This window comes from Vibrio sp. V09_P4A23P171 (assembly GCF_963875615.1).
GTDB lineage: Bacteria > Pseudomonadota > Gammaproteobacteria > Enterobacterales > Vibrionaceae > Vibrio > Vibrio anguillarum.
Genome location: NZ_CAWNMR010000013.1, coordinates 24,549 through 38,639, shown reverse-complemented (window position 1 = coordinate 38,639; position 14,091 = coordinate 24,549). Strand labels below are relative to the sequence as shown.

General features: G+C 43.3%; 11 protein-coding genes. 6 read left to right on the top strand and 5 right to left on the bottom strand.

Going from position 1 to position 14,091, the window contains the following annotated elements; all coding sequences use genetic code 11:
• Window positions 1–17: 17 nt before the first annotated feature.
• The gene (rnk, locus tag AACT23_RS06125; RefSeq protein ID WP_026027712.1) at window positions 18–425 is read right to left on the bottom strand and encodes a nucleoside diphosphate kinase regulator; all 408 of its coding nucleotides are present in this window, start codon (window positions 423–425) and stop codon (window positions 18–20) included.
• A gap of 173 nt (window positions 426–598) precedes the next feature.
• On the opposite strand from rnk, the gene phnR reads away from it, so the two are divergent.
• On the top strand, window positions 599–1,309 hold the full coding sequence (phnR, locus tag AACT23_RS06120; RefSeq protein WP_026027711.1) for a phosphonate utilization transcriptional regulator PhnR: 711 nt from the start codon (window positions 599–601) through the stop codon (window positions 1,307–1,309).
• Window positions 1,310–1,435: 126 nt separating this feature from the next.
• Here the strand turns inward: phnR and AACT23_RS06115 are convergent, their stop codons facing one another.
• Together AACT23_RS06115 and AACT23_RS06110 are read right to left on the bottom strand one after the other, a co-directional pair.
• The gene (locus tag AACT23_RS06115) at window positions 1,436–2,227 is read right to left on the bottom strand and encodes a siderophore-interacting protein (RefSeq protein WP_094127252.1); all 792 of its coding nucleotides are present in this window, start codon (window positions 2,225–2,227) and stop codon (window positions 1,436–1,438) included.
• A gap of 187 nt (window positions 2,228–2,414) precedes the next feature.
• Window positions 2,415–3,899, bottom strand: coding sequence for a peptide MFS transporter (locus AACT23_RS06110; protein WP_094127250.1), 1,485 nt, complete (start codon window positions 3,897–3,899; stop codon window positions 2,415–2,417).
• Between the two features lie 305 nt (window positions 3,900–4,204).
• On the opposite strand from AACT23_RS06110, the gene AACT23_RS06105 reads away from it, so the two are divergent.
• Window positions 4,205–5,077, top strand: coding sequence for a YdcF family protein (locus AACT23_RS06105; protein ID WP_094127248.1), 873 nt, complete (start codon window positions 4,205–4,207; stop codon window positions 5,075–5,077).
• A 107-nt stretch (window positions 5,078–5,184) separates the two neighbouring features.
• Here AACT23_RS06105 and focA read toward each other — a convergent pair whose 3' ends face one another.
• Window positions 5,185–6,636: a formate transporter FocA gene (gene focA, locus AACT23_RS06100; RefSeq protein ID WP_094123444.1), complete on the bottom strand. Its 1,452-nt coding sequence runs from the start codon at window positions 6,634–6,636 to the stop codon at window positions 5,185–5,187.
• A gap of 239 nt (window positions 6,637–6,875) precedes the next feature.
• Between focA and AACT23_RS06095 the strand changes: the two genes are divergently transcribed.
• The gene (locus AACT23_RS06095; RefSeq protein ID WP_013867825.1) at window positions 6,876–7,781 is read left to right on the top strand and encodes a LysR substrate-binding domain-containing protein; all 906 of its coding nucleotides are present in this window, start codon (window positions 6,876–6,878) and stop codon (window positions 7,779–7,781) included.
• Window positions 7,782–8,109: 328 nt separating this feature from the next.
• A complete protein-coding gene (locus AACT23_RS06090; protein ID WP_094127246.1) occupies window positions 8,110–8,616 on the top strand; it encodes a DUF1097 domain-containing protein in 507 nt (168 codons plus the stop codon).
• A 158-nt stretch (window positions 8,617–8,774) separates the two neighbouring features.
• Here the strand turns inward: AACT23_RS06090 and AACT23_RS06085 are convergent, their stop codons facing one another.
• Entirely contained in the window at window positions 8,775–10,406 is a 1,632-nt protein-coding gene (locus AACT23_RS06085) for an ATP-dependent endonuclease (protein ID WP_094127244.1), read from the bottom strand.
• 259 nt (window positions 10,407–10,665) lie between these two features.
• Here AACT23_RS06085 and AACT23_RS06080 point away from each other — a divergent pair, with 259 nt between their 5' ends.
• Together AACT23_RS06080 and AACT23_RS06075 are read left to right on the top strand one after the other, a co-directional pair.
• Window positions 10,666–12,405, top strand: a complete 1,740-nt coding sequence (locus tag AACT23_RS06080; protein ID WP_094127242.1) for a bifunctional metallophosphatase/5'-nucleotidase — start codon at window positions 10,666–10,668, stop codon at window positions 12,403–12,405.
• 498 nt (window positions 12,406–12,903) lie between these two features.
• Window positions 12,904–13,854, top strand: coding sequence for a TerC/Alx family metal homeostasis membrane protein (locus AACT23_RS06075; RefSeq protein ID WP_176428625.1), 951 nt, complete (start codon window positions 12,904–12,906; stop codon window positions 13,852–13,854).
• Window positions 13,855–14,091: the final 237 nt, after the last annotated feature.

Below are 14,091 nucleotides of genomic sequence, written 5' to 3'. Positions count from 1 at the left end.
ACCAACAAATCGATTCGTTAGCGGTTGAATTCACCGTCACGCTCAGGTTGATAAACTACATCAAGAATCTCAATCACTCTTTCTCTACCACCTGGCATTGGCCAACTTAGCTGTTGACCAACAGCTAGGCCCAACAATGCACTGCCTACTGGGGCAAAAACAGAGATATCTTGACTGCTTTTCACTTCATGCGGATACACAAGATTTTTTTCTATCACTTCATCACTGTCGATAAACTTGAAGCGTACGGTCGAATTCATGCTCACCACATTATTTGGCATCTCTTGTGGGGCGACAATGGTGGCTCTATCCAACTCAGCTTCGAGCTTTTCTAACTCTGGCGTTAGTTTAGGCATGCCATCCAGTAATGCGGATATTCTGTCCATATCAAGGCTTGAAACTAAGACAGGTGCTAAGTTTGACATTTTTAATACTCCAAAAAGAAATACCGCCCAAAAGCTAGGCGGTATAAAAATTAGCGTCAATGTTATTGCGATTCAGGCTATGACATTAATCTTGTTCGACATAGAATGCAAATAATACGGTATCAGTTTGTTATGAATTTGGCATGCACGTATTTAGGCTGGGAGTGGATGTTGTGCAGTACGTAAAAATTAAAGATGTGATTGTTGAACAAATCGATGCTGGCATGCTTGCCCCTCGTCAAAAATTACCTTCTGAACGAAAACTTGCAGAGTCGTTTAATACCACACGCGTGACCCTGCGTGAGGCGTTGTCTCTGTTGGAAGCGGACGGCAAGATCTACCGAGAAGATCGGCGAGGTTGGTTTATTTCTCCCGAGCCGATACGTTACGACCCAACCCAAACCCTGAATTTTACCAACATGGCTTTAGCACAAAACCGAGTACCAAAAACGGAACTGATGATGGCAAAAGCGCTATTAGCCAATAAACAAGCATCGCTCTTATTGGGATTGAAGCCGTTTTCGGATGTTTACCAAATTGATCGTGTGCGTTATTTAGAAGATCGCCCCGTGGTCTATGTGACGAATTACGTGCGCCCTGAATTGTTTCCCAACTTGCTGACTTTCGATTTGTCTCAATCACTGACGGATATTTATCGCGACCATTTTGCCGTGGAGTATCAAACAGTTCGTTATCGAATTACCACTAGCTCTTTGCTTGGTCATATGGCGCAAGCGCTACGCGCTACATCAGGCACTCCGGCGATGGTCGTTGAGCGTATTAATTATAATCAACAGGGTGAACTGATCGATTGTGGCATCGAATACTGGCGACATGACGCGATTTGTATTGAGTCGTTAGCCAAGCTAACCGTGGCCCGCTGAGGCTTGGTCCATTAAAACTAGGTCCGTTAAAGCTAGGTCTGTTAAAGCTATGTTCGTTGAAAATTGAGCGCATTCAATGAAAAAGGCGACCTCTATTAAGTCACCTTTTTACTGTGTTATTGCTGTTTATGACTGAGTTTGTGCATCCGTTTGTTTGAGCTGTTTATGCCCATCTTCACTGACGCCACGTTTCCAGTAGCTGCTGATATAAATATAGTCTTTGGCTATCTCTTTTTCATTGCGAAAATACTCTCTTAGCGCGCGCATGGTATCAAATTCACACGCACACCATACCGAGCCATTCTCACCCAGCCAATTTTTCTCGATAACCGAAGTCGCCAAATTGGTGCTGCTGTCTTTCACTACCCAAGAGATCTCTATGTTCTCCGGAGCCTGTAGTGCCTGTTTGTCATCCACATGCTCAATTTCAATTACTGCATAACCTTTTGCATCACGCGGTAAGCGTTTTAATTGAGCTGCAAGAGCAGGGATCGCGGTCATGTCAGCGGCTAAGAAAAACCATTTCCCATTGGGATTTAACCCTTGAGCTTTACCTGGGCCAGCGATTGAAATCGTATCACCAATGGCCGTATGCATCGCCCATCTGACTGCAAATCCGCACTGCTTATCTTCCGCTTCGTGCCGTACAAAATCGATTTCAATGCGATTGTTGGTCGCATCAAAGCTTCGAATGGTATAAGTGCGCATTACTGGGCGCTGATCAGGGGTTAACCGTGACAAATCAGTGCCACCATCTTCACTAAACAACAGCTTGATATAATCGCCTTCGTTTTCAAGTGTAAAATGCTCAATTGAGTCACCCTGTAACGTAATGCGTTGCAGGGAAGGCGAAATCTGCTGACTACCCACAACCGTGAGTGGATAGAAAGAGCGTTTAGGTTCTGTTTCTTTTTTCATTATTCTCTAGATTACCGTTTTGTCTTTTGTAGGTATAACCTTAAACTGAGTGCTCAATTGATTCAATGATAATAACTATCATTTACGTTATTTTACTTTGAAGAGATGGGAATATGTAACTTTGCAGATAAAAAGCCCCATACGCATAATGGTATGAGGCTTAATAATGCTCACATTTTGCTGATGTTTAAACTTCGTTAGGTGCAACTTCTGCAAGTTCATCCCGTTCGTTCATTTTTGATGCTTCAAGCATTTTTCGAACAACCAATGAAGCAACGATGGCCACTGCTACCATCACTACGGCTAAGATCGTGAGCATTTTAAAGTAGTCGCCATAAACGCTTTGGACGATATGCTGACTGATCACTTGACCTTTTTCTAATGCGATGGAGGTTGAGAACACCGCACCCACAATGCCGCTTAAGGCGATGGCGACTGAAAAGAGGCTAACCGAAAAGTTTTCGATGTGCTTGGGAGCCACTGACAAAATGAAGGCTACTACTAAACTACCAACAATGACTTCCGCAAAAGCTTGGAAGAAGTGGATCATCAAAAAGACTTCTGGTCTGATGACAACATCAGCACCAATATTCATGACTGCCATGGTTAAGATGCCAAATGCAATGGCGGTAAAGATGAATGCAAAGCCAATTTTAGTGGCTGTTGAAAAATTAATGTCTCGCTTTTCCAGTGAAGAGAAAGTCATAGCAATGACAGGCCCAGCAACAATGCACCACAGTGGGTTCATCGCCATTGATGCTTCAGGAGCGATTGGGATTAATCCAAATAAGTCACCACGCATCGTATTGATGGTTACCATGGTCATGGAGGTCATCATTTGCCCGTAATAGACAAAGAAACAGGTGGTGAGCACCGTCATGATAAGAATAGTGCCCATTTTCAAGGTATCGGATCGATTCGCTTTAAACATCAAAAAGATGAAGTAAAAAATGGCAGCCGCACCAATGGCATAAACGATGTTTTGACCGATGTCCATATTAGAAAACATGAAGAAAACTAGCCCAACCATCGCGCACGATACTGCACAAAAGGCGAGCCAGTTTTTCACGCTTACGGGAGCTTGATCAATCTCAGCTGCAGCATTCACTAAGGATTTGTTAAACACAATTAAAGTGGCAAAGGCGAACGCTGCCAAAATGGCTGAGAGCATAAAGCTACCGTGAAAACCGATCACTAAAACAAACATCGGGAATAAATATTGGCCAAGTAATGCCCCCACATTGTTTACCGAATAATTGACAGGGTAACAGTTTTCAAAATGTTCTTGGGAGCTAAAAGTGCGTTTATATAAACTGGGGTAAGAAGGAGACATTAATCCGCGTGCGTAGCTCGCTAAAGCGATGCCTGCTAATGCCATCGCGACGTTGGTTGTTGAGGCACCCAGCACCAGTAGCGTGTAACCAAGAGCAAAAGCGCCGTAGGCAATGGTTAATGAACGATAAGCGCCAAGGAACTTATCGGCAATAAAACCACCAGCGATCGCAAAAAGGGGGCCAATGGATGAAAATGCTCCTACCACCATCATGGTATCGGCTTCGTTATAATCCAAATCTTCTAGAAAAAAACGGGTTAGGATAACCATTACCCCGTAAAATGATAAGCCAAACATCATTTGGCAGAACATCATTGATTTATTGAGTTTATTCCACATATTAATCTCTCCATGCAGTGGATTTTTAGAGTTTATTCCTGTGGATTTTATCATCGGTAGTTATAAATAAATTGAAACAATTATCGCAGAAACCTTACTTTATACACGAGCATTTCTAATGCGTGGCTATCGTTTGAGTAATGTTTAAAAAGTGATTGTTTATTTTATTTTTTGACTCAAGCACTATGCACATGTAGGAGTATTTACGTGTTACCAAACCATACGTTTTAATACTGCTGCTTTCTTGATGTCGATTGCTATGACACAAGTTTTATGGTGGCTGGAATGGAGAGAGAAAAATAACGATGGTAGCCGAGCATCTTTATATCGTATTAGGTAAACGACTTGTTGATCAGCAATTAACATTAGAAGGGCGTAGCCGTGTTGATGGCCTTGTTAAGGCGTTACAACGTCATGACATCGATCATAGTGTCATTGCTTTATGTGGTGGGCTCACGCTAGGGCAACAGATTTCTGAAGCGAAGGCTATGTATCATTACCTTCAATCGGAGCTTACTCGGCTCAATGTGTCACTTTCGAATAACCGCATTTTGCTGGAAGAACACTCGACCAGCACAGTGGAAAATATCGAGAACGTCGCGTTAGAGCTGCAAAAAAACGGTGGCATTGACACGCAAAAAATACTACCTGTCACTTTCATTTCTAACGACTATCACTTGCAGCGTATTTTTGAAATTCAGCAATTAATGGATGAGCAAGGGTTACTGCGAGTGCTTAAACAACGCTGTGAAATGATGGAGATCACGCTGGCTATTTCACCGGATCTGCACGATCACCTAGCGGTGAAATACCCTTATACGCATTTAGCCGCGGAACTGTTTCTATTGGCCGATCAACTAACGACTTACCGTGTCTACCTTGAAGGTGTTGTGGCGGGCTCATTTTTGCGCGATCTCACGCAAGTGAGAGCCATTCCCTACCAAATCGCATATGAGGCTATTTTAGCGATCAACCATAAAATCGCAGACAAGCCAAAGTGGGTTTTTGTTCGCTGCCTTACGGATTTATTGATGCAGTGTATCAATGCCACAAAGGGGGCGTTAAGTGTCAGTGAGATTCAACCTTATCTCATTTTGTTCGACAGCAACTTAACGTTATTGAATCGATATCTTGATCCTGAAAACCCATGCGTCGGACGCTGGTGGCGTCAGGGATAGTAACAAGCGAAATAGATGAATCAAAGAGACCCCGCAATGCGGGGTCTTTGCTTTTTAGTCAAGCGACTTATTTCCTGACCAAAAACCGTTTTGAACAAAACAACGTGTTAAGCCGTTTCTAACGTACGCTCTTTGACCACGCTTAGACGCTCGCCATAAATTGGACGTAGTGCTGCCAGTACATGGTTACGAGTTAGCATACCGACAAACTTGCCATCTTCAAGGACGGGGAGATTTTGTGGTTTGTTCACTTTCATGCTTTTTGCGCGCTCTTCTAAAGAGAGTGAGCTAAAACGGGTAGCAATACCCATGCTGCTAGTAGGGTATAACTGTTCTTTATCGATGCATAAAAACTCGGCGATATCAATCAGACGGTCAGATGCATCGATGGCGATAACATCGCGGCTCATAAGATCCACCACTTTTTGCCCTTCGGTAGGGAGGTAGTCTTGGCACCATAAATCCACCATGACATCGTGAGCTGAGAAAAATCCGACCAAACGACCAGCCACATCAACCACAGGAGCACTATCGAGCTGGTTATCCAGCAACATATCAATCGCTACTGCGGTTGGCATTTCCACGCCTAGAGTTACAGGTTGGGTGTTCATAATATCTTTAACTGTAATTGTTTTATTCATTTTCGTTTCCTTCACTGACGTAATTGTTGCTGTTTCCGTAATAGTGCTAATGTTTGCGGCTTTAAGTTGTGGACGGCGGAAAATAGACCAGTTGGCGAGACCAACCAACACAGCACCGCCGACAATATTGCCCAAAGTCACTGGGATAAGGTTTGCCACCACAAATTGATGAATGTTCAAATCTGCGTAATGAGTGGCACTGATACCGATCTGCTGCCAGAAGCTCTCTGGTGCAAAGTTTTGAATCACAATGCCTAAAGGGACCATAAACATGTTGGCTACGCAGTGCTCGAAGCCGCTAGAGACGAACATCGCCACAGGCAAAATTGTCATTGCGGCTTTGGTCATTGCATTGGCTGAGCTAAACGTTAACCAAATAGCAAGACAAACCAGTAAGTTACATAGCACCCCAAGAGAAAATGCTTGAACAGGTGTATGGTGCAGTTTGTGCTGCGCGATGTTCAGCGCATTCAAACCCCATTGACCATCATCCAACTGATAGAGACCAGCCCCAGTAACTAAAAGCAGTAAGAACATGGCACCAATGAAGTTACCGATATAAACCTTGCCCCAAATGGATAACATTTTGCTAAAGCTGATTTGTTTATTGGCCCAAGAAATGCTCGACAATACGGAACTGGTAAACAGTTCACCGCCACAAATCACGATTAAAATCAGCCCCATGCTAAAGGCTAAACCACCCGCTAACCGACTGAGCCCCCAACCTGCGTTAGCACTGCCTGTCGTGACAGTGATGTAGAACAAAAATGCTAAGCCGATAAAAGCACCAGCCATAATGGCAAGGCTCAGTGTCATACCGCTACTTTTCTTGGCTTTGCTTAATGCAAATTTCTCGGCTTCTGCCATCATCTCAATCGGTGAAAACAGCTGTTTATTTTCAGAGTAGGCTGCTGACATACACGCTCCCAAAGCTCAATTTCATAATTACCTCCCAAGTTCAAACAAAGCGTCATGCCTTGCTTCCCATACAGACTAACGAACGGTTCATGAAGTAGTAAAATTGATAATTTTTAGATTACTCATCAAATGAATTGATATGAATAAATGAAAGAGTAGAATGAAACCGTTTGCGCATATTAACTCCCTTGAAATTAAAGGTGTGGCGCGCAGTAGATGAAAGCTAAATAGGAAAAGCAGTGCGGTATTCACTCAAACAATTAGCAGTTTTCGATGCTGTTGCCGATAGTGGCAGCGTCAGTCAAGCTGCGGATAAATTAGCGTTAACTCAATCCGCGACCAGCATGTCGCTAGCACAATTGGAAAAAATGTTAGGTCGCCCTTTGTTCGAAAGACAAGGAAAGCAGATGGCATTAACTCATTGGGGAATGTGGCTTAGGCCGAAAGCGAAGCGTTTATTACAAGATGCTCAGCAGATCGAAATGGGCTTTTATGATCAGCACTTGCTTAGCGGTGAAATCAGTATGGGGGCCAGCCAGACCCCTGCCGAGCACCTCGTTCCAGACCTTATCAGCATTCTTGATAACGATTTCCCAGAGATGCGTATTGAGCTTGGTGTGAAAAGCACCAAAGGGGTGATCGATGGCATCCTCGACTACAAATATGACCTTGGTATCATTGAAGGTCGATGCGATGATAACCGTATTTCCCAAGAAGTGTGGTGTCGAGATCACCTAACAGTGATAGCTTCGGCTCATCATCCTTTTGCCAAATGTAAAACGGTGAGTCTTGCACAGCTTGAACAAGCCAAATGGGTGTTAAGAGAACACGGTTCTGGCACTCGAAATATTTTTGATAGCTCGATTCACCATCTTATTTCCGATTTAGATGTGTGGCGAGAGTACGAACATGTTCCTGTGCTACGCAGTATGGTTGCGAATGGTCCGTACTTAACTTGTTTACCTTACCTCGATGTAGAACGCTTTATTGAGAATGGCCAACTGGTAGCGCTCAATGTGCCTGATCTGAATATGGAAAGAACGTTGTCGTTTATTTGGCGAGCAGATATGGCTGAAAACCCGTTGGTTGAGTGCATTAAGCGTGAAGGACTGCGCATGATGAAAGGACGACCAAGCGTACTTTAAGCTTGTTAATCTTGGTTATGATTTACTTTGTTACTTCTCAATATGGGGTGTGATAAGTGAAGCTGTTGAGTGTTCGCATTTAGCATCATGCTACACACCCTCATCACCTAATCTAACGCTCATGCTTGATTAAAAAGCACTTCAAATGTGTTGATTTAGCGTTTGCGTCAACATTTCAATGAAATAAGTGCAGTCATTGCATTTATTTCATGACTTAGGTCACTAGTCATCCGTGGTTGAAGCTTTTAATATCGGCACTTGATTTATTGATGTCGCTATAGCAACGGCTTGTTAAATGACAGGCAGATAGCGGCTAAATGAGGGCGCTATGAGCACACTATTTGCAATTTCACTAACGACAGGCATTCTTTCTGGTGTTTGGGGCTGGATAGCCGTTTCGTTAGGCTTACTATCATGGGCTGGCTTTTTAGGATGTACGAGTTATTTTGCCTCTCCAACCGAGGGTATTAAAGGTCTTGCAGAAAGTTTGATAACTAATATCAGTGGCGTTTTTTGGGCAATGGTCATTATTCATTCATCCAGCTTGGTGAGCTTGGATATTTTGTGTTACGTTGTCACTGCGGTAGTGGCATTTTTAATGTGCATTCAAGCGTCGAAAGCGTGGCTTGGTTATATCCCTGGAACCTTTATTGGCGCTTGTGCCACTTTTGCTGCTGGTGGTGATTGGCAACTAGTTATTCCATCACTTCTATTAGGTGGCATTTTTGGCTTTGCGATGAAAACAAGTGGTATGTGGTTGCATCAACGATCTAACCAGCCAACGTTGAGCGATAGCGCAACTGTTGAAACGCGTTCTAAATCCTCAACTTGTTAATTTGTGTTTAAGGCTAATGTTGGTGAAATCCGCATTGGTAAAGGTTACCCCAATTGATCCGTATCGATTCATCAAAATTGTTGATATACCCATTCAATATAAGATTAGTCACATATAGCGAAATGGAAATGATACGAGGCACATAATCATGTGTGCCTTTACGTGTGGCCATTGGCCATCGTAATCACGCGTTTTAGTGTCCAGCGCAGCAGTACAGGAATAAAGTCCACACCTTGTTGTTCACAATGGGAAACGATGGCAAGCGCCAAATCAGGTTTCGCGTGTTTTTTCAGCACACGTGTGACCACTTTTTTCGCAGGGATTGGATGATCGTAAGGTATTTTAATCAAATCTTTGAAGAAATGTTCAAAGCCATGAGAGTACAAAAAATGTTCGATATCTCGATCGGGAAGTTCGGTCAGGCGGTGCCGTTCTTGATCACCTGTTAACATACCGCGTACCGTTGACGAATATTTTTTGCCAGCGGGATCGCCATCAGTCACGACATGCCAATCAATGCCAAACGCTTTCGCCACTTTAATTAAGGACTTCAGACCTGATTGAGCAAATTCGACAATTTGTACTCCTTCGGCGGCTAGGTTATAGCCACACTGGCGAGCCAGCTCACTAAACAGCCACACCTCAGTTTCTCCTTCAACCAATAACCAGCAGCGAGCAAAAAGCACCCCTGAGCGATGAAAACGGATATGAAAACCGATACGTCGTAGTTCGTCCTTACTCAATCCACGGGAGACCATCGAATTTGCAATGGTACGGTCAGAAGTACGCACCAAACGCCGAATCGAATGAAGGGGAACAGAGCCAAGCAGATCACCACTGTTCGTTGTGAGAATTTTCTGCATGGGTAATAGTTGAAGTAAACTCCAAGCGCGCGCCAGATGAGTAGGGTGCAATCGACCTTCGGGATCTTCGATAATCAGCAGCGGCCTAGCGCAACGTCGTAGGTCAGTTGGGCCTTTGGCTTGCAGATAAGCATTGAGTAAGCCCATCAACAGCAAACGAGTTTGCTTATTTTTAGTTTCTTCAACAAATTGGCTTATGTTTTTATCGGCGGTTGGGCTGGAATAGACTAAGCTGTCACGTTGCTGTCTTGGGTTTTTACGTGTCTGACTTTTGAATGAAAAATAGTGATCAACTAATACATTCATTGAGTTAAGGCTACTTCTCATCTCGCCTTTGTTGACATGTCCAGGAATGGCCAGTAAACGACGACAGGTATTATCAATGCGTTTTTCGGCGCGAGAATTTTTACCGTTACCATTGACGAAAGGTCGCTCGAAACGCCGTGAATCTTTCAAACGGATCACTGGGTGTAAGCTCATCAGCTCTTGCGCTAATTTTTCGGAATGATGCAGCGGTAGTGGATTGCCTTCGAGGTCTAAAAACAGGTAGCGAGTGGTAATATCATATCGCTCACGAGTGGCACTGATGCGATAGAATATCCGTTTCGTACCCGTTTCATCTTCAACCCAAATCGGCCTCAGCTTACGATAACGGCCGGATCGAGATTCATTTTTGTCTGTAGAAACAAAGCTTAAGACAATTTGTAAATGCTGAGTTTGAGGATGAGCGATAGAGTAATCGACGTGGAAATCTTGCATTTCAAATTGATAAGGTACACCGTTGGCTGGTAGCACTACTGATAAGGCGTCCAACAATGAGGACTTACCCCAAGTATTTTCACCGATCAATGTGGTGAGTTCATCAAAAGCGAGCGATAAACGTTTGATTCCTCTGAATCCGGAAATTTCAATTCGCTCTAGATGCATAGGCAGACTCCTTTTATAACTCAACAAGTTAGCTTCTCGCTGAGTCTGTTTTTCTTTAAGCATAATGGAAATTATGCAGATAAGTAGGCTGCTGGCTCACATATCAAGTGTTTATGTAGGGGCAGCCGAATGAGACAAAGGCTACAAAGCGTGATGAGGTTGACTTAGCGTAATTATATTTTCAAACTCGTTTCATAAAAGTCACGATTCTGTCATGATTCTTCAGCTAGGATAGAGTGGAAAAAGAAGAGAAAGATAAATGATGCATAAAAAGAATAGACCAGCATCAATTATGCTGGCACACATTAATGACACTCACTCATATTTTGAACCGACATCGCTGCAATTGACTCTCCACATCGAACAGCAGACTTTAACACCGTATGTAAGCGCTGGCGGCTTTGCACGAATTGCAACACGAGTTCAGCAATTGAAAGAAGATGCGGTGCGTATGAAGCGAGCCTTTGTATTTTTACACGCTGGGGATTGTTTCCAAGGCACGCTCTATTTCTCGCTATTTAAAGGTAAAGCCAATGCGGACATGCTCAACGCATTGAATCTTGATGCGATGGCATTAGGCAATCACGAACTGGATATGGGTAATGAACCCGTTGCCCATTTTGTTAAACGTATTCAATTTCCATTGCTAGCTGGCAATTGGGATCTTTCCAATGAAAGATCGAATAAGCCTTTTCCAATAGCCGGTAGCCCGCAAGTGATAAGTTATCAACCTCAAGGTAAATACGCTCGCTGGATAGAAAAACAGGCTGGTGATGAAACGATTGCAATTTTCGGCTTGTCACTCGATAAAATGGCTGATATTGCCAACCCAGATCTCGATACTCCATTTATTGACGCTATCCAAACGGCGAAAAATACGGTTGCTGAAATTCGCGCTAAAGGGATCAACAAAATTATTCTACTTAGCCATTTAGGTTATGAAGCGGACATTGAGCTCGCACAGCAAGTGGAAGGTATTAGTGTTGTCGTCGGCGGGCATAGCCACCGATTACAAGGTGATTTTAGTGCACTAGGGCTGATGAAAGATGATGAGTATGGTTTAAGAATTAATGACACTTATGTCGTCCAATCCGGTTATCATTCTTTGAGCTTAGGTCATTGTTATATCGACTTTTCAGCCGATGGCAAAGTGGACAAATTTCAGGGTCGTAATGAACTGTTACTGGGCCGTCGACTGTTTCTTGATGCCAGCATGAGCGAAGCGGGCACCGATAACACCCATTTAGCGGCGTGCGAATTTTTAAGCCAGCACCCTAATGTGGTGGTGTGTAAGAAAGATCCGCAGGTCCAAGGAATATTGATCGATAAATACATGCCGCGAGTACGTCAGCTGCAACAAAATATTATCGCACATGCTGATCGTTTCTTAAGACACGTCAGAATTCCTGATGAAACTGGGCCGAGTGAGTTGGCTCCTTTGGTGGCTCAATCATTCGTCTATGCCATGCGGCAAAGAGGGCACCCCGTGCAGTTTGCAATACATAACGCTGGTGGAGTCAGAAACTCGCTCAACGCCGGACAAGTTTCGGTGGCAGACATTGCCGGAAATTTATTGCCTTTTGCCGTTCCTATTGGTGTCTACCGAGTGCAGGGAGAAACCTTAATTGAGATGCTTGAAGGGGCGATTAATAATGCACTGGGCAATGGGGTCGACGGCACAGGTTCTGGCAGTTATCCTTACACCCACAATCTCTCGTTTACTTATGCCGCCGATCGGCCTGTAGGACAACGCATCACAAATATGTTGTTATTTGATGAGCAAAAAGGTTGGCAACCTATTGATCTTAATGGTTATTATTGTGGAACCTCTTCGGCCTATACCATGAAAGGCAAAGAGGGATATGATGCGATACTGAAAATGAAGGGAGAAGGTTTTGTTTCGAATGTGTCAATGGCCGATGCGTTTATTGAACTGCTGACGGAAAAACCTGAAATACTTAACCACGCAGGAACTCAACCCCAACATCATTATCAGTAACTCGGTTTGACATAAATTTACTGGCATAGACTTTGCTTTTTAACTTTCAGTCTTAGCGCATCTTCAACCCGATGAAGGTGCATGAAGATGTGAAAGGGGAAAGTATAATGTGGATTAGAGATTGGTTAGATGCTGCTGTCGTCGTTGCTTGGGTCAGTGCATGGTCTGTATTGGTGTATTTATTACCACTGGCAGGCGTATAAAAATCTAAGCTAAAAAGGAGCATAAATGGCTCCTTTTTTTGATCACGGCTATGGACCTTTGCATCCAATAGGCATAAAATCCGCGCTGATTGGGGAGTAGTCGCCTTTGTTTACTTATCGTCAGCTCGTTAAGCGCATGCTTATCCGGTAAGTATAAATAGCCTTCTGTTAAAAACGGAATGCTTATTTCGACGAGACCAACGCATTCAGCTCTGTTCATTATGAACAGCGGTTTTTGTTTGCGGAAGGTTTCGATCGGTTAATCCCATCTTATCCTTCCGCCTTTGGAGGATATATGACCCCAACAACCTATCTCAGCTTTGCAATTCTGACTCTATTTCTTGTTGTTATCGATATTTGGCAAACCCGTGGCGGTAAAGTCACGATCACTAAAGCGGCCGTTTGGAGCGTGATTTGGTTTATGCTGGCGTTTGCATTCGCCGCGAGTATCTATTTCTTTTGGGATAGTTACGCACCAACCAGTTCATACAGTGCCGAAAAGGCGACGATCTCGTTTATTACTGGTTACTTGTTAGAAAAATCGTTAAGTGTTGATAACTTATTCGTCTTTGCGATTATTTTTCATCAATACGCCGTCCCAGAGCATTTACGCCCGCGGGCTCTATTGTGGGGAGTGATCGGTGCTTTGTGTTTACGAGCGGTGATGATTGTGATTGGCGCGCAACTGCTTGAACAATATCATTGGTTACTTTATGTGTTTGCATTATTTCTTATGTGGACCGGTATTCAACTTGCGCGTGAGAAAGGCGATGAACAGCTAAACCCAATGCCGGAGAAACTGATTCGACGCTGGTTCAATGTGACGGATCATTACGAAGGGAATGCTTTGATTGTGAGCCGCAATAAGCAATGGTTTGTGACTCCAATGATGATTGTGATTGGCGTGATTGCTTTTATGGATGTCATGTTCGCATTAGATTCAATACCGGCTATTTTTGCCGTGACCCGCGAACCCTTTTTAGTGTTAGCAGCGAACGTGTTTGCGTTACTTGGTTTGCGATCTTTGTACTTTGTGTTGCAAGGGATGATGGATAAGTTTATTTATCTAAAACCAGCGCTTTCCTTCATCATGATCTTCATTGGTATTAAGATGATGCTAGTCGGTTCTGCGTGGGAAATTCCGACACCAGTCTCACTGGGTGTACTGTTAGTCACTATGATTATTGCGGTGTTGGCTTCTGTCTATAAGCAGAGAAGTCCATTACCTGCTACTCATAAGTCATAATATAAGTAAACGGAGGTAAGTGTTTGACAATACTTACCTCTCTCTTTTATTTATCCTTTATCTAACCGACGATAAAAATATTAATGTGAAAATTTTGTAAATAACCGGTGTTTTTGTTTTTCATTGCGATTTAAATTCACCAAATCAAACTTAATGTGAATAAGTAGTCGATTATCGTGGATAATAAAAGCATGCATTGTTATGGGGTTGTTTCATTAGAATAACTAATTTGAATGT

What these genes read in the sequence shown, in the direction of transcription:
- rnk (WP_026027712.1), bottom strand. Translation starts at nt 425, where the DNA reads ATGTCAAACTTAGCACCTGTCTTAGTTTCAAGCCTTGATATGGACAGA.
- AACT23_RS06115 (WP_094127252.1), bottom strand. Translation starts at nt 2,227, where the DNA reads ATGAAAAAAGAAACAGAACCTAAACGCTCTTTCTATCCACTCACGGTT.
- AACT23_RS06110 (WP_094127250.1), bottom strand. Translation starts at nt 3,899, where the DNA reads ATGTGGAATAAACTCAATAAATCAATGATGTTCTGCCAAATGATGTTT.
- AACT23_RS06105 (WP_094127248.1), top strand. Translation starts at nt 4,205, where the DNA reads ATGGTAGCCGAGCATCTTTATATCGTATTAGGTAAACGACTTGTTGAT.
- focA (WP_094123444.1), bottom strand. Translation starts at nt 6,636, where the DNA reads ATGTCAGCAGCCTACTCTGAAAATAAACAGCTGTTTTCACCGATTGAG.
- AACT23_RS06090 (WP_094127246.1), top strand. Translation starts at nt 8,110, where the DNA reads ATGAGCACACTATTTGCAATTTCACTAACGACAGGCATTCTTTCTGGT.
- AACT23_RS06085 (WP_094127244.1), bottom strand. Translation starts at nt 10,406, where the DNA reads ATGCATCTAGAGCGAATTGAAATTTCCGGATTCAGAGGAATCAAACGT.
- AACT23_RS06080 (WP_094127242.1), top strand. Translation starts at nt 10,666, where the DNA reads ATGATGCATAAAAAGAATAGACCAGCATCAATTATGCTGGCACACATT.
- AACT23_RS06075 (WP_176428625.1), top strand. Translation starts at nt 12,904, where the DNA reads ATGACCCCAACAACCTATCTCAGCTTTGCAATTCTGACTCTATTTCTT.